Raw genomic sequence first — 19,189 nt, 5'->3', positions numbered from 1 at the left:
CACCACGGGGGACAGCCGTCCCGAGCGCGAGTGATGTTCAAACAACGAGGATGCTACTACTTAATAGCAATATGCACACATGAACACTCGTCGCTGAGACTGGCAGTTGTCTGTTCCCTTGCTCGACGGTAATCTGGTCGTGGTTGTCCCACAGTGCGGTGACCAACTGCAGCCCCTGTGCGGTGCGGTCCTGACTGATACGGATTGCTGTAGCTGTGTACCAGTAATCGGCCGACCCGGTGGCCGGCGATTCTGGTAAGGGACTACAGCAATTCGTATGAACCCCTGGGGATTCTACTCCGACGCTCGCCGCGCGAGTGCCGAGAGGTCGTAGGTGTTGTCGCTTTTCGGAAGCACGGCGACGACCGTCATCACGTCGTCGGAGATTTCGTAGATGACTCGATAGCCACTGTTGCCGACGCGCTCGCGGTAGAAGTTGTGTCCCGTGGGCGAGTCGGTGAGGAACGTCAGGTGTTCCTGTGGGACTCGACCCCAGCCGATCTTCTCGTCCCAGTCGGCAATCTTCCCCAGAATCCGCTCGGCGTGGTCGGGATTGTGGTCGTCGATGCGTTCGAGGTCTGCCTGTGCTTCCGGAAGAAATTCGAGCGACGACGGCGCACGCGGCATTACTCGTCGTCTAGGGCGTCGGCCACGTCTGACAGCGAACGCCGCTGTTCGTCGTCGAGGCTGTCGAGGCGCTGTGCAATCGCCTCTGCCTCGTCGGGGAGCATCTCGTCTTCATCTGGGTCGTCCGCTGTGTCGTCCGTCTTCGCCATTCTGTGTAATGGTTGGGCTCGTTCGTATTTGAACCCTCGGTTGGACCTGTTTGCACTCCCCGACGAGTTGCTTGAACACCAACTGCCGTCGCTCGTCGAACGCCGCCGGGTCGATTTCGGCGGTGAGCGTGATAGGCTCAGGGGCGTCGTCGGTCGTCGGCGATCACTCCCACACGGGACTGGTCCCGCTCGCGTCGATACCGAGGGGATCCCCTCCGAACTCTTTTATTCGATTCCGGCCTACACCTGTGTATGGCGAGTTCGACCGCGGACGGAGACGACATCGACTGGCTCGAGACCGTCGAGTCAGTGCTTGCTTCCCATCCTGTTTCGGTCGGAATCGTGTTCGGTTCCCGCGCGCGCGGCGAGAGTCACAAATATAGTGATATCGACGTTGCGATTGCGTTCGAGAACTGTCAACCGGGCGAGTCCGGACACCTGGATGCACGCCTCGGGGTGGGTGCCGATCTGGCACTCGCGCTCGGAACCGACGATGTCGACGTGGTCGACCTTCGTTCGGCACCGCCGGCGCTTCTCCGTGCGATATTTCGCGACGGGAAGCTAGTCGTCGGCACCGACGAAGCGGCCAGTCATCTCCACGAAACACTGCTGGACGACGCGACCGAAGACCGCCGGTCGCCGGCAGAACGGTTCGACGACGCCCTCGCGTCTATCGACGACCATCTCGCATGACTCTCTCCGACGACGATATCGAACGCATCGTCAGCGCTGTCAAGACGATGGAAACGAGTCTGGCGGTGCTTGCTGGCAAACAATCGCTGTCCCGTTAAGAGTACATGACCGACCGGGCGGCGCGCGATATCGTCGAGCGCCGGTTCGTCAAGTTGACCGAGGCGGCCCTCGACATCGCACGGACACTCGTCGGCCACGAACGAGGGGTCCAACCAGATAGCAACCCGGCAGTGATGGTCGCACTGGGACGCGTGGACGTACTCGATGACGCGACCACGGAGCGGATGACCCAAGTAGCGCGCTTCCGGAACGTTCTCGCACATACCTACGGGAACGCCATCAAGGACGACGATGTCTACGACGCGTTACAGGACCTCGACCGGTATCGAGACTTTCTCTTTGCTGTACGCGAATATCTCGATGACACCGGGATACTGGAGTGAGGATGAGACCGTATCGACCAGTTGCACCGCGCGCCTGTTTCTCGACCAGTCGCCCGTCTATTGACTCGTAACTGGTCGGACTCCGCCGGATCGATTTCGACGGGCAGGGTGATAGACGCAGGGGCGTCGTCACTCATTAGCGATCACCCTCACACGGGACTGGTCCCGCTCGCGTCGATACTGAGGGCCTCCCCGTGCGAACCCTTTTATTCGATTCCGGCCTACACCTGTGTATGGCGAGTTCGAGGGCCGAAGGCGACGATGACGGGCCGAGACAGGAGATTCGGCTCGTCAGCTCGGGGAAGCTGTGGGTGGCAACAGACATCGAGTCGGGCGTCGCTAGCCAGAGCGAGACGCGCGTCGAGGCACTCGAAAACCTCGACGAAGCCCTCGCCCTCCACCGGGGTGAAACCAGCGATTCAATCGACTCTCCAGAAGCAGAACGCGAGGTACTTCGGGAGTTGGGAATCGACCCCGACGAAATAGCGCAGGCCCGGGACGACACAGACGAACTGCCGGAGTTCATGCGATAACAGCGCCGATGCCGTCCAGAGACTTCTCCGGCCGTGAGGTCGTCAAAGCCCTCACAAAAAACCGGTTTTTGATCGTCGACCGGACGGGTAGTCACGTCAAACTCCGGTACGAGCATCCGACCAACGACGAGGATATCCGGGTGGTGAGCGTGCCGATGCACGACCGCATCGACACCGGAACACTGCGGTCGATTGCCGAGCAGTCGGGTGCGCGTGACTTCGACGCGTTCTGTGCGTGGATCGACCGGCATCGCTGACAGGCCAGCATCTGTCGCGCTACCGACCGTCATCGCTCTCCTCCTCGTCGGTCAGAGCGTCCGGGTTGACGCCCTGCTGGTCGGTCACGTCAATCTGGTCATGGTTGTCCCACAGCGCTTTGCTGATGTGTCTGCCCTGTGCGGTGCGGTCCTGACTGAGGTTCGTGCCGATAAGCTAACCCACGGCTAGAGTGGGTTTCCGTGCTGTATCCGCTACGACTCTCTTCGAAGCGCACGGCAACTGCCCCAGACGGGTCGTTCAGCCATCCAACCCTCCCGACAGGTCTGTCAGCGTCTCTGCGTCGACGGATTCTGCTCCGGCCAAAATCTGATTACTGTCAGCGGTGCCGGTCGACCCACGCACAGAAGGAATCGAAGTCGTTTGCGCCTGCCTGCTCGGCGATACTCTGTAACGTGCCGAGGTCGATGCGGTCGTGCAGGGGAACCGTGACCCGTCGCGGTTCGGTATCGTGATCGGGTGGTGGCGTCCACTCGACGATAACGTGGCTCCCACTCGTCCTCACGTGCTCGAAGTTCCCTGCGTTGACCAGCACTTTATATACATCCTCGCCGGAAAAGTCTCGCGTGCCCATCTATTCGAGGACGTCCGGCAGTTCGCCGTCCTGTGAGCGTGCAACCTCGGGGTCAACCCCCAGTTCACGGAGTTCCTCGTCGGTGGGTTCGTGGCCGATTTCGCCACGGTAGAGTGCGACGGCTTCGTCGAGATTTTCCAGCGCTTCCTCGCGCGTCTCCCCCTGGCTCGCGACGCCGGTCGCCTCGTCTCTGGCTGTCCAGCTCCCACGGGGGTTCTCGACGAGTTCAATCGTCTGGCTTTCCGCCGAAGTATCGTCGGTCTTCGCCATTCCTATGCCTTGGTTGGTCGCCTCGCTATTTCAACTCTCGGTCGGACCTGTCTGCACTCCCCGACCAGTCGCTCGAACATCATCTGGCGCGGTTCGTCGAACTCCGCCGGGTCGATCTCGACGGTGAGCGTGATGGGGTCAGTGTCGTTAGTCATCGGCGACCCCCTGCTGGCTAGCCGTCGCGTCGATGCCGAGTTCCGCCTCGACGGCCGCCAGTCGGTCTTCGAGGTCGGCGTTGCGCTCCTGCAGTTGTTCGTTCTCGGCTCGGAGATCGTCCGTTTCGGCTTCGAGACCCTCGATGCGCTCGTCTTTGTCGTCGAGTTTCTGTGAGAGACCCTTGATGGCTGCCAGCGCGACGCCGTCGGCGTCGACAGTGTTGATAGTCTCTTCACTGGAGCCGAGACCGAACGCCTCGTGGAAGTCCTCGGCCATCGGTCCCATATGCAGGATTGACTCGTCCTGGCCGTCGTATCGCCAGGTGCTGACCTCGAGTTGTTCGATTTCTTCGAGAACTTCCGATCCCGAGACTGGGTCGACGTCAGTTTTGGCCGCCCGCGACGACAGCGAGTTCCACCCTCCGCCATTGGCATCCAGAGAAACACCTGCGTCTGCGTCCTCGTCGCTCTGTGAGTAAAATTCGACTGCTGTCCCGCTGTCCCTGGTTCCCCCGGCCTGGAAGATGACCTGGTCGTTCGCACTCGACTCCACAGAAGTGTCTGAGCTGTCGCCCCAGACGAATGCCCCGTCATTGCTGGCTGTTGCAGAAGATCCTGCTGCAAACGATTTCGTTCCAGTGGCGTCGGCGTAATGACCGCCAGGAACGGTCGAAAAATTCCCACTTGCCGTGCACACTCTGCCTCCGCCGACGGTCGAATGCTCCCCGCTGGCCTCGTTCTGGCTGCCCCCACCGACTGTCACGCGGTCTCCGTTTGCAGTGTTACTTAAGCCGCCTGCGACGGTCGGTTGATTGCCACCCTTGGCCGTGTTTTTGCTGCCGCCGGCGACAGTCGCTTGGGAACTGCTAGCTGTATTATAATACCCTCCGGCGACGGTCGCTCTGCTCCCGCTGGCCGTGTTATCCTGACCACCACCGACGGTCGCTTGGGTATTGCTGGCCGTGTTTTTGAGGCCGCCACCGACGGTCGCCCACCAGTCACTCGCCGTGTTGTCCCAGCTATTATCATAGTCGCCACCACCACCGGCGATTGTTACACCTTTGACCTCGTTGCCCCCAGTATTATTGCTGGGATGCCCACCGATGACATTCGGTGGAGTAGCGCCGTCGGAACTGGGCGATATACTGGAACTTCCATCGAGGAGTTTCAGTGCCTGCGTCCCGTTTTGCTTGAGCGTCAGCCCGCCCGTCGTGTTTTCGACGGTGCCGCCCTGGGCGTCGAGGTTGTTGCTCGCCACCACGTTCCCGCCCGTATCGACGTAGGCGTGACTCGTGTTGTCGCCGCTGGTGACGAAGCGAACGCCGCCGGTGGCTTTCACGCTGAATGAGTTATCCCCGGCGGGCGTGGAATTGAAATTCGTATTGGAGGAGAACTTGTCCGATGAGTCACCGGTGGCGTCAGTGGCACCGCTCCCGTCGTTCCAGACGAACGATTTGTCGTCTTCTGCCTTCGCCCACTGGCCCGCGGCGAATGACCCTGAGCCACTTGCCGTGTTGCCCTCGCCGCCCGGGATACACGCATAGTCCCCATTCGATTTGTTGTTCTGGCCACCTCCAATGGTCGAATAGGTGCCACTGGCATTATTCCCATCCCCACCACCGATCGTCGCGATCGAGCCATCTGCGGTGTTGCCGCTCCCGCCAGCAACTGTGGTGTTGATGGCTATTGCCTCGTTGCCCGACCCACCGCCAACGGTTGCCGGTAAACCCCTAGAGTCGTTTGCATTCGCGGTGTTGTTCTCGCCACCGGCGACGGTGTCACCGGCATCCACCGCGCTATTTCCCCGACCGCCCCCGACAGTCGCATAGTCATTACCGACTGAGTGTCCGTTGCCCGCGGCACCGCCACCTGCAATAACCACGCCGGCAGCGGAGTTGTTGACCATGTTGTCCGCGTGGCCGGCCACGACGTTCGCGCCAGCGGTGTTGTCGTCATCGTCGTCGGTAGGGACGCCGAGGTTGAGTGCGCGCGTGCCGCCATCGGTGTTGATGGTGACGCCGCTGCCGGAGGACGCCTGGAGCGTTAATGACCCCCCCGCGTTCTTGATGGTGTCGATGCCTTCGATCTTGGTATCGCCGCTGTCGGACGGTTCGAGCCAGCTACTGCCCGAACTGCCATCGGCCCACTTGCCCCCCCCACCACCGCCCGAGGCGTTGAGATTCCCCGAGTTGTCGATTGAGAGGTTCGACCCGGCGATGTTCGTCAGTGACGTGTCGTCGGTGACGCCACCGCTGAGTTCCTCCGTGTACAGTGTGTTCAGTGGGTTGCTGCTCGTTCCAATTTGGCCCGACGGGTCCGCTCTTGCCGACCCCGCACCGATGCCGAGCAAGCCAAGCGCTCCGCCTGTCGTTAGCACACCCCGGCGGCTGACTGGCGTCGACAGCCCTTCGTCCGTGGTGGGTTCGTCTTCCGCCGGAGTCTCCTGTTCCGCGCTTTCGGACGCGTCCTCGCCGTCTGTGTCCTGGCGCGCCTGTAACTCCTCGATAATGGCCTGTTGGTGTTCGACCAGCGATTCGAGCCGTTGCACTTTCGCTCGGAGACTTTCTTCCTCGGTGTCCTGTTCGTCCGTGCCCGGTTTGTTTGGTGGCTGAGTGGAGTCGTCTGTCATTAGTATCGTCCACCTCGCGTCGGTCGACCGTTCGCGACGGGTGATACGCCACGGACGGCCGTCTCGAGCGCGAGTGATGTTCAAGCAACGATAGTAATACCACTTAAATATGAATATGCACGTGTGAACACTCGGCGCTCGGTCGACGTCGTCGATTCGGCTGACACACGCGGACGCAAACAGATGTGTTTGAGATAAGCTTTTATTTCAACCACATCTCAATTGCGGACGATGGGTGATAGACCTCCGACCACGCGACGACGGGTCCTCCTGGCTGCTGGAGCGGCGGTCACTTGCAGTGCGGGCTGTACGGGTGCGAGCGATCGGGACGGCCGCCGATCGACGACGATCGCCATTCTCGCGGCCGGCAGCCTCCAGAACGCGCTGGCCAACGGGCTCAGACCGGCCGTAGACGTCCCCGTCGAGATCGAAGCGCACGGCTCTGCGGCTGTCGCCCGAATGATCGACGAGGGACAACGCGATCCCGACATCGTCTCGGTCGCCGACGTGGCGCTCTTCGAAGAGCCGCTCTCGCCGTCGTGGCACGCGGTGTTTACCAGCAACTCCGTCGTCATCGCATACAATCCGGACACGACGGGCGGGGAGCGCCTGGCCGACGCCGGGAGCGAGCGTTGGTACGAGCCGATGCTCGACGGTAACGTGGCTATCGGGCGAACCGACCCCGATCAGGACCCGCTGGGATACCGGGCCCTTTTTATGCTCGAACTCGCCTCGCGGTACTACGACGGCGCGTCGGATCTCGGAGCACAGATTCTCGAGCGCGACCAGATCTACCCTGAAACGTCGCTGATCAGCCAGTTCGAGACCGGATCCATCGACGCGGCGATCGCCTACCGCAACATGGCCGTCGAGCGCGGGTACGACTACATCGAGTTGCCGGATCAAATCGATCTGAGTAATCCGCAGTACGCCGAAGACTGGTACTCGAGGACGTCGTACACACTGCCGAGTGGCCAGGCCGTCCAGGGTGGAGTAATCAGTTACGGCTCGACAATTCGGCACGCGAGCGACGCTGCAGTCTCCGTGTTCGGCGTCCACACGACCGGGGCGTATCTCGAAGAACACGGATACCTCCTGCGCGATCAGTTCCCCCTGTATACGGGCAGCGTGCCCCGGCGTGTGAGAGCGGCAACCGACCGATCCGACGGGAATCAATCCCGGCTCGGCGGGCCCACCGACGCGGTATCGTCGGCGGTCTCGGACATCACCGTCCTAGTTTGAATGGCGACAGGCTCACGCCCGAACCGGTCGGGAACGGCTACGTTCGGGATCGATTGGCTCAGCGTCGCGCTCGCTCTCGGGGGCGTGTTGCTCCTGTACTACGTGGTGCCTCTGATGTCTTTGTTCCTCTCGGTACCGGCCGGCGACGTCCTCGCTCGGATGAGCGATCCGAGCGTCGTGGACTCGGCGACCACGTCGCTTCTGTCGGCGTCGATCAGCACGGCCGTCGCCGCGCTGTTCGGCTTGCCGCTCGCGTATTGGCTCGCCCGCACCGACGGGGCCGTGACGAAGGCCGTCCTCGCGGTCGTCGTCCTCCCGCTTGTGCTCCCCCCGACGGTCGGCGGCATCGTGTTGCTCACCGTCTTCGGCCCCGGTTCGGCGCTCGGTGACGCCGCGAGTGCAGTCGGAGTCCCGCTCACGCGGTCGCTCGCCGGGGTCGTACTCGCCCAGATATTCGTCGCGTCGCCGTTCGTGGTCGTGACGGCAAAGGCGGCCTTCGAGAGCGTCGACCGGAGGCTCGAGTACGCCTCCCGGTCGCTGGGGAAGAGCCGATCGACGACCGCCCGCCACGTCACGCTCCCATTGGCCGGCCCGGGGATTATCGCCGGGGTGACGCTCGCCTTCGCGAGAGCCATCGGCGAGTTCGGCGCGACGATGATGATGGCGTACTATCCCCGAACGATGCCAGTCCAGATCTGGGTCGCGTTTATCGAACTGGGCCTGGATAACGCCTATCCGGTTGCGATACTACTGGTCGTGATCGCCGCCGCGGCGCTTTTGATCCTGAACACTGTCGCCTCGAACCCCTGGGAATGACACTCGAGATCTCTCAACTGCGCAAGGGTTACTCGCAGTTCGACTTCGGCCCCCTCGACCTGACGGTCGACGAGGAAGTGCTCGCCGTCTTGGGACCCTCGGGCAGCGGCAAGACGACGTTGCTCTCGCTCGTCGCCGGCATCACCGGCCCGGATTCCGGATCGATCCGACTCGATGGGCGAGAACTGGTCGGTTTGGCGCCCGAGGATCGACGCGTGGGGATGGTCTTCCAGGAGGGTGCGCTGTTTCCACACATGACCGTCCGCGAAAACATCGAGTACGCGGCCACGACCGGCGACCGCGTCGACGAGTTCGCGACGCTTCTCGAACTGAACGACGTGCTCGACAGAAAGCCCCCGACGCTCTCCGGTGGGGAGCGACAACGAGTCGCCCTCGCGCGAACGCTGGCGACCGATCCGGACGCGTTGCTCCTCGACGAACCGTTGTCGAGCCTCGATGCGCCGATTCGACGACGGCTCCGGGACGAACTGCACAGCCTGTTCGAGTCGCTCGAAACCCCGGTACTCTATGTCACACACGACCAGCGGACGGCGACGGCACTCGGTGACCGAATCGCCATCGTTCGAGACGGTTCCCTCGAGCAGGTGGACACGCCGTCGAGGGTACTCACTCGGCCGACGAGCCGCTTCGTCGCCCGCTTTACCGGGAACGAGAATCTCTTCGAAGCGACAGTGATCGACCGAACGGCGGAGGGAACGACAGTTCGCTCCGGCGGCGTTCGGTTCCGGACGACTACGTCTGAGAGCGCCGCGTCTGCCGTGACGGTCTGTATCCACCCGTCACGGGTAGCGGTCGAAGCGCCGTGTGCCGTCGACGGCGACCGGAGGGCGAACGTACTCGCGGGGAGCGTTCTTCGGTGGCTGAACGAGGGAAGTGAGTACCGGGTCGATATCGAGATCGGGTCGGGATCGCTCGCTCTCACAGCGAACGTTCGGCCGCCGACGTTCGAACGGCTGGCGCTCGAGACCGGCTCAGAGGTCCAGGTTCTGGTCCCGGAGGCGTCGATTCATCTGATTCCGGAGGACGAGCGCTGCGGTTCGAGTGACCGTTGAGTCCCGCCCGGACGGGCGCCCACGGGACGGCACACGCCGGGACACCCGGTCTCGGCGACCGGCGCTCAAAACGGGAACGTCCGGTCGCGCACGCTCCGGACGTCGGCCGGGTCGATCCGTTCGCCGTCGACTTCGACCGGCTCTCCGGCCGAGAGGCGTCCGAACGCCGGGCCGGGTTCGACGCCAAGCGCTTCGGCGCGGTCGGGATCGAACGCCTCCCGGCGCGCGATCACCGACGACGCTCGAACCTCGACGACGTCGTACTTCGCCTCGAGGACGGCGGCGAGTTCGTCGATCACGGCTCGGTATTTCCCTTCCTCCCGCAACGCGACCCGCCCCGCCGCCAGCGTTGCTCCCTCCTCGGTCGTGTACGCGACTGTCGTCCGGTCGAGCGCTTCGAGGACGGCCTCGTGGTCGACCCCGTTGGCCGCGTCGAGCAGTTCCGCGGGGAGGCTGTCCGTCAGGACGCCGTCCGCGTCGACGTCCCCGACGCCGACGCCGAACCTGAGCCCCTCGTCGACGGGCAGTAGCTCGGTTTCGAGTCGTCCGACGAGGTCCAACGGGACGCCCGTCGTCTCCCGAAGAAACGTCTCCGAGAGCGTCTCGAAACCCAACTCGTCGACGACGGATTCGAGTTCCGCCGACCCGCCGTCGACGACGGCGAACTCCGTGCCGCTCGAGTGGAACGCCTTCGCGACGACGGCCCGCGACTCGTAGGGATCGCCCATCTCCTCGAGCGCCCAGTCGGCGGCGACGTGGCCGACGCCCCAGTCGGTGTCCGCTAGGATTCGATCGAACCGCGGGGCGTAGTGGCCGCCGCCGAAGCCGACGACCGATCGTTCGCGGTGGGCGGGAACGCCCCGCAGCCCGAGAATCGCGCGTGCGACGGCCTCGGCGGCGGCCGGGTCACGCCACTGAGCCTCGTTGCTGCCGACCTCCACGAACAGCGACGGACAGCCGACCGTACTCGGGCCGTGGTGGGTACACTCGATGCCGACGCCGTACCCCCTCGGCGCGTGGGTCTCGAGCCCCTCGCGGACGGTCGACAGCGCGTTCGGCGCGGCGCGGGCGAGCGAGCCCTCCCGGCCGCCGTACTCCGCCGGTCCGAAGTTGCCCGTGGCGTGCGCGGTGAGCAGCGGTCCGGTCTCGCCGGCGTGTTTGGAGGCGAACACCAGCAGTTCGGGCTCCCCGAACGTCGCCGCCACGCCGTCGAGGTGCAGGTGGAGATCCTCGAACGTGCGCAACTCGATCCCGTCGCCCCGGTAGTACCGGCCCCCGCCGTTCGCCTCCGAGCGACGCTCGTCCTCGTGTTCGTCCCAGTCGGCGATCTCCAGGAGCCGGTCGCCGATGTGTTCGGAGGCCTCGTCCGCGCGCGAAACGACGACTGCGAGCATACGGGCCGTCCGTGGCCGAGGGACAAAGGGCGTGTGATGTGGACCAGGGGCAATTCTATATCTCGACATACGATTTATCACTCGCTGCCCGCCGTCGCACAACGCTTTTGTCCGCCCGCCGGGTCCCTGGGGTATGCAGGTTTTCGGCCTCATCGGCAACCCCGTCGGGCACTCGGTGTCGCCGCCGATGCACGAGGCGGCCTACGAGGTCTGCGGGATGGACGCCCGCTACGTGACGTTCGAGCCCGACCCGGGCTCTATCGACCGCGTCCTCACGGGCGCGGACGCGCTCGGCATCGCCGGGTTGAACGTGACGATTCCGTTCAAAGAGGACGTCGCGGCGGCCGTCGACACCGACCCCCTCGCCGGACGCATCGGCGCGGTGAACACCGTCGCCTTCGAGGACGGGCCGACCGGGTACAACACCGACGCGTCGGGCGTGGTCCGCGCGCTCGAACACCACGACGTGGCGCTGTCGGGCCGGGCGGTCGTCGTCGGCGCGGGCGGTGCCGGGCGGGCAGCCGCCTTCGCGCTGGCCGACGGGGGGATGGACGTCCATATCGCAAACCGGACCGTCGAACGGGCCGAGGCGCTGGCGGCGGCGGTCCCCGGGGCGAGTTCGGGCGGCCTCGACGGCCTCACCGCCGCGCTCTCCGGGGCCGACGTTCTGGTCAACGCCACGAGCGTCGGGATGGAGTCCGAGGAGACGCCGGTTCCGAAGGCTGCCCTCCACGCAGATTTGGCCGTGCTCGACGCCGTGTACGCGCCGCTGGAGACGCGGCTGCTGGCCGACGCCGCCGAGGTCGGCGCGACGACCGTCGACGGCGCGTGGATGCTGCTGTTTCAGGGCGTCGAGGCGTTCGAAATCTGGACGGGGCGGGACGCGCCCGTCGAGACGATGAACGAGGCGTTGCGCGGCGCGCTCTGATCGCTGCGGTATATACACCCGATCGCGTCCTGTCCCCGTCGCTTCGGGTCCGTCTCCGGTATCGCGCCCCTTTTTGTTCGTCGCGGTCCTCGTGGGCGTATGGAGACGTTCGCGGTCGAGGGGCTTCCGGAAATCCGCGAGGGCGACGACCTCGCCGGTCTCATCGAAGAGCGGGTCGACTTCGAGGACGGGGACGTCCTCTGTGTCGCGAGCACCGTCGTCTCGAAGGCCGAGGGCCGAAAGGCCGACCTCTCGGCGTTCCCCGCCTCCGAGCGAGCCAAATCGATCGCCGATCGGCTCGAATCGGTAGCGGGCGAGCGGAAAGACCCGCGTTTCGCCCAGGCGGTCCTCGAGGAGAGCGAGGCGCTGCTGACGGAGGCCCCCTTCCTGCTCGCCGTGACGCGGTTCGGCCACGTCACGGTCAACGCGGGCATCGACCGCTCGAACGTCCCCGGCGCCGACCTGCTGTTGTTGCCCGAGTCCCCGGCGGACTCGGCGGAGCGCCTCTCGTCTGCGCTCTCCGTCCCCGTCGTCGTCACCGACACGTCCGGCCGGCCGTTCAGGTACGGCCAGCGCGGCGTCGCCGTTGGCTGGTCGGGACTGCCCGCCGCCCGCGATTGGCGCGGCGAATCGGACCGCGATGGTCGAGAGCTTGGCGTCACCGTCCAGGCGGTCGTCGACGAACTCGCCGCGGCCGCGAACCTCGTCGCCGGGGAGGGCGGCGGCGGGACGCCCGCCGTCGTCGTCCGCGGGTGGTCGTTCGGCGACCACGCAAGCAGCGACGACCTCTTTCGCCGCGAGGCGGACGATATCGTCCGCGAAGCGCTCCGCGGGTGGGACTTCGGGGAATGATCCGATCCACCCGAGGGACCGCGGCTGTCAGCGGTCGACGAATACGATCCGCTCGCGCCCGTCTCGCCGGGAACGGCCCGAACACCGGCCGATCCGACCGAGTACACCCATGTTAGGCATCGAACTCACCCCCGAACATCCCGTCAGTCGTATCGCCGAGTTGGGCGAACGCGCCGAGTCGAACGGCTTCGACACCGTGTTCAGCTCCTGTCACTACAACAACCGCGATCCCTTCGTCGCCCTGGATCGCATCGCGACTCGAACCGACGACGTCCGTCTCGGCCCGGGCATCGCGAACCCCTACGAGACCCATCCGGTGACGCTCGCCTCCCGGGTCGCCTCCCTCGACGAGGCCGCCGACGGCCGGGCGGTCTACGGGATCGGCCCGGGCGACCGCTCCACGATCGAGAACCTCGGCTTCGAGCACGACGGCGCCCTCCGGCGGGTACTCGAGGCGTTCAAACTCGCCCAGGACCTCTTCGACGGCGAGCGCGTCGACCACGACGGCACGTTCGAGGCCGTCGACGCGGGGCTCAACTTCGACGTGCCGAGCGAAACGATCCCCGTCTACGTCGGCGGCCAGGGACCGCACATGATCCGGATGTCCGCGAAACACGCCGACGGGTTGCTGTTCAACGGCTCGCACCCGAAGGACATGGCGTGGGCGGCCGAACAGGTCGATGCGGGCCTCGAGGAGCGCCCCGGCGAACGCGGCGAGTTCGATTTCGCCGCCTACGCGTCGGTCTCGCTGTCGGAAGACGCCGAGGCAGCCCGCGAGGCCGCCCGGCCAGCCGTGGCGTTCATCGCTGCCGGAGCGGCCCCGCCGGTGTTGGATCGACACGACATCGACCGCGAGACGGCGGCGACGATCGGAGAACACATCTCGGCGGGCGAGTTCGAAGCGGCGTTCGCCGCCGTGACCGAGAGGATGATCGACGCCTTCTGTATCGCCGGGACGCCCGACGGCGTGACGGATCGCATCGACGCCGTGTTGGAACACGCCGACAGCTTCGTCGCCGGGTCGCCGCTGGGGCCGGACCTCGAGGCGGCGATCAGGCTGGCTGGTTCGGCTCTTCGGACTCGGACAGACCACGCTTGATAGACGAGGCGACGGCCCCCAGGGTCGCGACCCCGAAAATAGAGACCGCGAGCCCGGTGATGAGTGCGCCGCTGAGCAACATCGCCGCGACGAGGGGGTCGACGCTCGCGATCTCGGCGAACTGCTCGATCGCTCCAACCGTGTTCTCCCGCAGACCGCTCTGAATCTCGACCATGTCGAAGTGTTGCACCCCTCCTACTTGTGTGTATCCGTCTCGCGCCGACTCATCGCGCGCCGATGCGGGCGCGCTACCGCATCAGTTGAAGTGGGCGGCACCCCTACTCGCGGTATGGACGACGCCTCGCTGGAGGAGTTCCTCGGCAGTTCGGAGCGCGCGGACAGGGACGATCCGGCCGACGGGGACGGGTCGACCGGCAGGGACGAACGCGAGGGGGCCGACGGGAGTGAACCGGCCGACCGGACCGCCTCGGAGGACGCGGCCGACAGCGATACCGATGCCGCGAACGCGACGCCGGGGACGGCTTCGGAGTCCGATCCCGGCCCCGATGCGGCGCAGTCTGCGTACGGGTGGACTCCGGGCGGCGCCGAGTGCGCCGCCTGCGGCGCGACCGTCCGGCGGCGGTGGCGGGACGACGGCCGGTTCGTCTGTGCGGACTGCAAGGCCTGGTAGCTACGACCCCCCCGACACCGCGTCGACGTTGGCTTTGAGCCGAACGCCCAGCGCCAACAGAAACGTCGCGGACATCACGATGAACACCGTGGTCGCCCCCGCAGCGAGCGCCGGCGGCACGCCGAGCAGCGTGGTCCCCTCCAGCACCCCGGCAGCGCCGAGGCAGGTCAACACCGAAATAAACCGGACCAGCAGGCCGTCGACGACGGTCCCGCCCGCCATCGCCTCCGCCCGCGTCCCGGCGGCAAAGGAGACGCCGTAGGCCGCGAAGGCGACGCTCGCGACGGCCTGGACCGCCCGGACGGCGGTCGTCAGCCCGATGGCGATGACGACGACGAACTCGACGAAGGCGATCCCCATGAACGCCGCCTCGAGCAGCCGGGCCCGGCCGTGCGGGATCGCCGTCGACCCCGGATCGCGGTACGGGAGCCGGTAGTAGAGCTCGCGCATCGACAGCGAGAGCAGGATAATAAAAAACAGCTGGAGGACCTGCCTGATCGCCGTCACTGCCGTCCCCGCGACGGTGGCCACCCCCAGGAGTTCGTACCCGCCGGCGACGGCGTATGCCATCCCGGCGCCCATCGCGATGACGACGTACCGCCAGATGCCGACCGACAGCGTCCCGGCCCGCTCGCTCAAGGCGGCGTAGACAGTGGCGACCCCGCAGGCGACGAGGAGGACGACGAACGCCAGAAACCGCGCGAGGACGCCCGAACCGGCGATGGCCGGGTCAGCCATCGAGGTCCTCCGTCGCCGCGTCGAAGGCGCCCGCCATCGCCGCCGCCGTCCCGAAGCGCTCGGCCTTCCGGGTGGCGAGACAGCGACGGAGAAAACCCCCGAGGTCCGGGAGCCGCCTCTCGAGGTCGGCCGGGAGCGCGACCTCGCCGTTCCGGGGCGCTCGACCGTCGCCCACGTCCCCCCGGTCGCCCGCCAGCGCCTCCAGAGCGACAGTGCCGAACCCGTAGACGTCGGTCGCGCCGTCGACCGCCCCGTACGTTTCCGGCTCGACGTGCTCGGGGGCGAGATACCGACCGGGGATCGACTCGGGCGGACGCCCGGCCCGGAGGAGACCGACGTAGCCCCAGTCGGTTACCCGTGGGTAGCGCCACGCCCCGGGTTCGGTGAGAATCGAGGACCTAACGACCGCTCCCGGAACCAACGCGCCGTGGATCACGCCACGCTCGTGGGCGAACCGGAGCGCGTCGGCGACCGTCCGGAGCGTCCAGACCGCGGCCGCGAGCCGGCGTTCCTCGCCGAGCGCCGCGACGCCCGTCGTCGGCTCGCAGGCCGTCACGACCCACGGATCCGGCGTCGTCCCCCAGCCGAGCACCGGTAAGATCGCGTCGTGGCCGTCGACCGAGTCCCACATCCCGATGCGCCGGTCGAACGCCGGCCGAAAGCTCTCCCCGGGCGGGTCGAACGTCTTGAACAACCCCGGATGGATGTCGCCACCAGGGGTGTGATAGACGACTTTGAACGTCCGGGCGGTCGGTCCCCGGTGGATCGTCTCGATCGGCGTGTAGCGGTCGTACTCGTGGTCGACGGCCGGGGGATCGACCGGCCGATCCGTCGGCGGCCCGCGACGGTCGCCCCCGTCGTCGGTGTCGTAAGCGGTCGTGCTTCCGCCGCCGACCCACCCCCAGCGGTCGCCGTCTGAGCGCCCCGTCGATGCACCGTCCGGTCCGTCGCGTCCGTCCGGCACCTCGACGACTGTCCGGTCGGCGAACTGCCCCCACATCGCCTTGCGACACCGCCTCGCCGCGGACTCCTCGAGCGTCCGGAGCTCGCGCTCGACCGCCTCGGGGTTCGATTGGGCGACGTACGCGAGCGCCCGGGCGGCCGCGGCGTGGGGGTCGGACGCGTCGACCGCCGCCGCGATCTGAGAGACGTACGGGACGGCCTTCTCCGGGGCGGTCTCGGCGACGAGGCCGAACCCCCACGCCGCGCCGAGTCGGACGCGTTCCGCGTCGCTGTCCAGCAACCCGACCGCGCGGTCGAGTTCCGTCTTCGAGACCGTCTTCGGGTCGTCCAGCGCGGCCGAGAGGATGCGGTTCGCATCCCGGCGGTCGTCGTCGATCATCGGTCGGCTCCGCGCGGTCTGTCGAACCGCGTCGTGGGAGCCATGCCGTCCCGGAGTAAATACCGTTCGGGTCGACTCGGTCGCCGTATCGCCGCCCCGGGCCGTCCCGGGGCGTTCGTCTCCGTCCGGGAAACACCGGGTCCGCAGGCGTCGTCCCCCGCGAAGACGCTCTCCGACAACAAAAAGACCCGCCCCCCACAAGCGGCGGTATGCGCATCGCCGTACCCAACAAGGGCCGTCTCCACGAGCCGGCGCTCGGACTGCTCGAACGCGCCGGCCTCCACGTACAGGACGGTGCCGACCGGAAGCTCTATGCGGACACCGTCGACCCCGACGTCTCGGTGCTGTTCGCCCGCGCGGCCGACATTCCCGAGTACGTCTCCGACGGGGCGGCGGCGCTGGGGATCACCGGTCTCGATCAGGCCCGCGAATCCGAGGTCGACCTCGTCGACTTGCTCGATCTCGAGTTCGGGACCTGCCGGCTCGTGCTCGCCTCGCCAGAGGAAGGCGGCGTCAGCGCCCCCGAGGAGCTCTCCGGCGGCACCGTCGCGACCGAGTTCCCACGGATCACCCGCCGGTACTTCGAGGGCGTCGGCGTCTCGCCCGACATCGTCGAGGTCTCGGGCGCGACCGAACTGACACCGCACGTCGACATCGCCGACGCCATCGTCGACATCACCTCGACCGGGACGACTCTGCGGATGAACCGCCTCTCGGTAGTGGACGACGTCCTCGAGTCCTCGGTCCGGCTCTTCGCCGACCCGGCCGTGGCCGACGATCCGAAGATCGACCAGATCAAGACGGCGTTTCGGTCGGTGCTCGACGCCGACGGCAAGCGCTACGTGATGATGAACGTCCCCGAGGGTGCCCTCGAGGACGTCAAAGACCGGATCCCCGGCATGGGCGGGCCGACAGTGATGGACATCGCCGGCGAAGAAAAACTCGCCGTCCACGTCGTCGTCGACGAGCGGGAGGTTTTCGAGGTGATCCCCGAACTGAAGACCGCCGGGGCGAGCGACATCCTCGTGACGGAGATCGAGCGACTGGTGCCCTGACGCGGGTCGTCGAGGCCGACGGCGGGAGTCGACGAGGGGAGTCGACGACGGCGCCGAGTTCGGCCCCGGGAAATCCTCAAAGCTCCTGCTCGTGTTTGAGCGCCTCGCGGCCGACGTCAGTGACGTCGTCGTACCCCGCAAGCCCCATCGTCAGATCGAGTTCGGAGAGCGTGTTTTCGAGCACCCACTCGACACCGTCTTGCCCGGCCATCGCGAGGCCGTAGGCGAAGGGTCGACCGAGCATGACGGTGTCGGCCCCGAGGCCGAGCGCTTTGAACGCGTCCGATCCCCGTCGAACGCCGCTATCGAAGAGCACCGGCACCTCGTCACCGACGGCCTCGGCGACAGCCGGGAGCGCCTCGACGGCGCTGATCGATCCGTCGACCTGTCGCCCGCCGTGAGTCGAGACCTGCACCGCATCAGCGCCATGCTGGAGCGCCAACCGCGCGTCCTCGGGGTGGAGCACACCCTTGAGTACGATCGGGAGGTCCGTGTTCTCCCGCAGGAAGCTCAGATCCGCCCACGTGAGCGACTCGTCCCCGAAGATTTCGAGGAACCGATCGACGGCCGCTTCCGGGTCCGCCTCCGGCGGGGCCTCGAGCGAGTCCCGAAACGCCGGGTCCGAAAAGTAGTTCGCGACGCCCTCGCCCTCGAGGAACGGGTAGTACCCCCGTTCCAACAGTCGGTCGCGCCACCCGAGCGTGGGCGCATCGACCGTGAGCACGATTGCGTCGTAGCCGGACGCCTCCGCCCGGTCGAGAAAGCTCCGGGCGACGGCACGGTCGGAGCTCCAGTAGAACTGGAACCATTTCGTGGTGTCGCCGAGGGTTTCGGCGACGTCTTCCATCGGCGTCGAGGACAGCGAACTCAGTGTGTACGGGATATCGAGTTCGGCGCACGCGCGGGCGGTGGCCGACTCCGCCTCGTCGTGCAGCAACGACTGCACTCCGAGAGGGGTGATCATCAACGGAAATTCGTGGGTGTTGCCGAACAGCTCGACCGAGAGGCTTCTGTCCGCGACGCCGCGCAGCATCCGCGGCATGATCCGGTACGCCGAAAAGTCCCGGTTCCGTTCGAACGTCTCCTCGGTTCCGGAGCCGCCGTGGACGTACGCCCGCGCCGCATCGTCCATGTTCTCCCAGGCGGCCTCACGGAGGTCCTCGTAGGCGACCGGATACGCCGGCGTCTCGTCGTCGTACATTCCGTCGCGGTAGATCTCCCGAACGCGTTGGTTGCCGAACCCAGGGGTCGGCTCCTCTGAATCACTCATAGCTAATCATCGAGGTTGTTCGTACTAAACGTCACGCTACCGGACGTCCGGATGCGGCGGATTTTACTGGGTCTTCGGGGCGAATCGGTGTGTCAACAGGAGCCACTGTTCGGCGGGTAGAAGGGGCGAACGGTCCCGGTCTCGAGGGGTAAAGACGTGTCCTCACACCGCACGGTATTTATAAACCCACCGATGGACCCGGGCCCGGATCACAGCGGCGAGCCGAGCAAAGCGACAGAGAACACGCGAGGCGAATCCAACCGGATCGAACCGAAAGCGGAAAAACGAGCGAGAACGCGGCTGACCTCCCGAACAGTCCCGGACGGTCCCGGCCGAGGACCGTCAGTTCGCGCTGTGTCGTGGCCGGACGCGAACACGACGCGTCTCGATGCGGGCGATA

Annotated in this window: 23 protein-coding genes; 12 read left to right on the top strand and 11 right to left on the bottom strand. The window is 66.2% G+C overall.

The features are described from left to right. Positions 1 to 294 precede the first annotated feature (294 nt). Together NMLP_RS00740 and NMLP_RS15330 are read right to left on the bottom strand one after the other, a co-directional pair. A complete protein-coding gene (locus NMLP_RS00740) occupies positions 295 to 627 on the bottom strand; it encodes a type II toxin-antitoxin system RelE family toxin (protein WP_015408207.1) in 333 nt (110 codons plus the stop codon). Continuing rightward, positions 627 to 776, bottom strand: a complete 150-nt coding sequence (locus tag NMLP_RS15330) for a hypothetical protein (RefSeq protein ID WP_015408206.1) — start codon at positions 774 to 776, stop codon at positions 627 to 629. Before NMLP_RS15330 ends, NMLP_RS00740 begins: the two co-directional genes overlap by 1 nt. A gap of 252 nt (positions 777 to 1,028) precedes the next feature. On the opposite strand from NMLP_RS15330, the gene mntA reads away from it, so the two are divergent. From mntA to NMLP_RS00720, 4 genes are all read left to right on the top strand, one after another. Further along, positions 1,029 to 1,469, top strand: coding sequence for a type VII toxin-antitoxin system MntA family adenylyltransferase antitoxin (gene mntA / locus NMLP_RS00735; RefSeq protein WP_015408205.1), 441 nt, complete (start codon positions 1,029 to 1,031; stop codon positions 1,467 to 1,469). Positions 1,470 to 1,573: 104 nt separating this feature from the next. Next, positions 1,574 to 1,912: a type VII toxin-antitoxin system HepT family RNase toxin gene (gene hepT, locus NMLP_RS00730; protein WP_197538036.1), complete on the top strand. Its 339-nt coding sequence runs from the start codon at positions 1,574 to 1,576 to the stop codon at positions 1,910 to 1,912. A gap of 233 nt (positions 1,913 to 2,145) precedes the next feature. Further along, positions 2,146 to 2,445, top strand: coding sequence for a type II toxin-antitoxin system HicB family antitoxin (locus NMLP_RS00725; protein ID WP_015408204.1), 300 nt, complete (start codon positions 2,146 to 2,148; stop codon positions 2,443 to 2,445). Positions 2,446 to 2,453: 8 nt separating this feature from the next. Further along, entirely contained in the window at positions 2,454 to 2,702 is a 249-nt protein-coding gene (locus tag NMLP_RS00720; RefSeq protein ID WP_015408203.1) for a type II toxin-antitoxin system HicA family toxin, read from the top strand. A 338-nt stretch (positions 2,703 to 3,040) separates the two neighbouring features. On the opposite strand, the gene NMLP_RS00715 is transcribed toward NMLP_RS00720, so the two are convergent. The 4 genes from NMLP_RS00715 to NMLP_RS00705 are packed head-to-tail and all read right to left on the bottom strand — an operon-like array spanning position 3,041 to position 6,349. Next, positions 3,041 to 3,295 (bottom strand): type II toxin-antitoxin system HicA family toxin, encoded by a 255-nt coding sequence (locus NMLP_RS00715; protein ID WP_015408202.1) that lies wholly within the window; start codon positions 3,293 to 3,295, stop codon positions 3,041 to 3,043. Then, complete coding sequence (locus NMLP_RS00710) at positions 3,296 to 3,565, bottom strand: type II toxin-antitoxin system HicB family antitoxin (RefSeq protein WP_015408201.1); 270 nt, start codon at positions 3,563 to 3,565, stop codon at positions 3,296 to 3,298. A 2-nt stretch (positions 3,566 to 3,567) separates the two neighbouring features. Next, positions 3,568 to 3,720 (bottom strand): hypothetical protein, encoded by a 153-nt coding sequence (locus tag NMLP_RS15325; protein ID WP_160169570.1) that lies wholly within the window; start codon positions 3,718 to 3,720, stop codon positions 3,568 to 3,570. Next, on the bottom strand, positions 3,713 to 6,349 hold the full coding sequence (locus NMLP_RS00705; RefSeq protein ID WP_015408200.1) for a tail fiber domain-containing protein: 2,637 nt from the start codon (positions 6,347 to 6,349) through the stop codon (positions 3,713 to 3,715). Before NMLP_RS00705 ends, NMLP_RS15325 begins: the two co-directional genes overlap by 8 nt. 231 nt (positions 6,350 to 6,580) lie before the next feature. On the opposite strand from NMLP_RS00705, the gene NMLP_RS00700 reads away from it, so the two are divergent. Genes NMLP_RS00700 through NMLP_RS00690 form a run of 3 tightly spaced genes read left to right on the top strand, consistent with a single transcriptional unit; the run spans position 6,581 to position 9,480 of the window. Beyond that, positions 6,581 to 7,591 (top strand): extracellular solute-binding protein, encoded by a 1,011-nt coding sequence (locus NMLP_RS00700; RefSeq protein WP_015408199.1) that lies wholly within the window; start codon positions 6,581 to 6,583, stop codon positions 7,589 to 7,591. Next, a complete protein-coding gene (locus NMLP_RS00695; protein ID WP_015408198.1) occupies positions 7,592 to 8,407 on the top strand; it encodes an ABC transporter permease in 816 nt (271 codons plus the stop codon). Further along, positions 8,404 to 9,480, top strand: a complete 1,077-nt coding sequence (locus NMLP_RS00690) for an ABC transporter ATP-binding protein (protein ID WP_015408197.1) — start codon at positions 8,404 to 8,406, stop codon at positions 9,478 to 9,480. Before NMLP_RS00695 ends, NMLP_RS00690 begins: the two co-directional genes overlap by 4 nt. Before the next feature lie 65 nt (positions 9,481 to 9,545). On the opposite strand, the gene NMLP_RS00685 is transcribed toward NMLP_RS00690, so the two are convergent. After that, on the bottom strand, positions 9,546 to 10,874 hold the full coding sequence (locus tag NMLP_RS00685) for a D-aminoacyl-tRNA deacylase (protein ID WP_015408196.1): 1,329 nt from the start codon (positions 10,872 to 10,874) through the stop codon (positions 9,546 to 9,548). A 133-nt stretch (positions 10,875 to 11,007) separates the two neighbouring features. Here NMLP_RS00685 and NMLP_RS00680 point away from each other — a divergent pair, with 133 nt between their 5' ends. The 3 genes from NMLP_RS00680 to NMLP_RS00670 all read left to right on the top strand — a co-directional run bounded on the left by NMLP_RS00680 (position 11,008) and on the right by NMLP_RS00670 (position 13,753). Then, on the top strand, positions 11,008 to 11,802 hold the full coding sequence (locus NMLP_RS00680) for a shikimate dehydrogenase (protein ID WP_015408195.1): 795 nt from the start codon (positions 11,008 to 11,010) through the stop codon (positions 11,800 to 11,802). Positions 11,803 to 11,901: 99 nt separating this feature from the next. Further along, entirely contained in the window at positions 11,902 to 12,654 is a 753-nt protein-coding gene (locus NMLP_RS00675) for a coenzyme F420-0:L-glutamate ligase (protein ID WP_015408194.1), read from the top strand. Between the two features lie 109 nt (positions 12,655 to 12,763). Beyond that, on the top strand, positions 12,764 to 13,753 hold the full coding sequence (locus tag NMLP_RS00670) for a 5,10-methylenetetrahydromethanopterin reductase (protein WP_015408193.1): 990 nt from the start codon (positions 12,764 to 12,766) through the stop codon (positions 13,751 to 13,753). On the opposite strand, the gene NMLP_RS00665 is transcribed toward NMLP_RS00670, so the two are convergent. Beyond that, positions 13,707 to 13,928 (bottom strand): hypothetical protein, encoded by a 222-nt coding sequence (locus NMLP_RS00665; RefSeq protein WP_015408192.1) that lies wholly within the window; start codon positions 13,926 to 13,928, stop codon positions 13,707 to 13,709. The genes NMLP_RS00670 and NMLP_RS00665 overlap by 47 nt on opposite strands. A 114-nt stretch (positions 13,929 to 14,042) precedes the next feature. Between NMLP_RS00665 and NMLP_RS00660 the strand changes: the two genes are divergently transcribed. Then, the gene (locus NMLP_RS00660; protein WP_015408191.1) at positions 14,043 to 14,384 is read left to right on the top strand and encodes a DUF7573 domain-containing protein; all 342 of its coding nucleotides are present in this window, start codon (positions 14,043 to 14,045) and stop codon (positions 14,382 to 14,384) included. On the opposite strand, the gene NMLP_RS00655 is transcribed toward NMLP_RS00660, so the two are convergent. Continuing rightward, entirely contained in the window at positions 14,385 to 15,122 is a 738-nt protein-coding gene (locus tag NMLP_RS00655) for a hypothetical protein (RefSeq protein WP_015408190.1), read from the bottom strand. Then, positions 15,115 to 16,464: a serine/threonine-protein kinase gene (locus NMLP_RS00650; protein ID WP_015408189.1), complete on the bottom strand. Its 1,350-nt coding sequence runs from the start codon at positions 16,462 to 16,464 to the stop codon at positions 15,115 to 15,117. The genes NMLP_RS00655 and NMLP_RS00650 overlap by 8 nt, the downstream gene beginning before the upstream one ends. Positions 16,465 to 16,673: 209 nt before the next feature. On the opposite strand from NMLP_RS00650, the gene hisG reads away from it, so the two are divergent. Next, the gene (gene hisG / locus NMLP_RS00645) at positions 16,674 to 17,519 is read left to right on the top strand and encodes an ATP phosphoribosyltransferase (RefSeq protein ID WP_015408188.1); all 846 of its coding nucleotides are present in this window, start codon (positions 16,674 to 16,676) and stop codon (positions 17,517 to 17,519) included. Between the two features lie 76 nt (positions 17,520 to 17,595). Here hisG and NMLP_RS00640 read toward each other — a convergent pair whose 3' ends face one another. After that, positions 17,596 to 18,789 carry a lactate 2-monooxygenase gene (locus NMLP_RS00640; protein WP_015408187.1) on the bottom strand — a complete coding sequence of 398 codons (1,194 nt, stop codon included), beginning with the start codon at positions 18,787 to 18,789 and terminating at the stop codon, positions 17,596 to 17,598. Positions 18,790 to 19,189: the final 400 nt, after the last annotated feature.

The organism is Natronomonas moolapensis 8.8.11, assembly GCF_000591055.1.
GTDB lineage: Archaea > Halobacteriota > Halobacteria > Halobacteriales > Haloarculaceae > Natronomonas > Natronomonas moolapensis.
The sequence above is the reverse complement of the archived record's forward strand: the minus strand, read 5'-3'. Positions and strand labels throughout refer to the sequence as shown.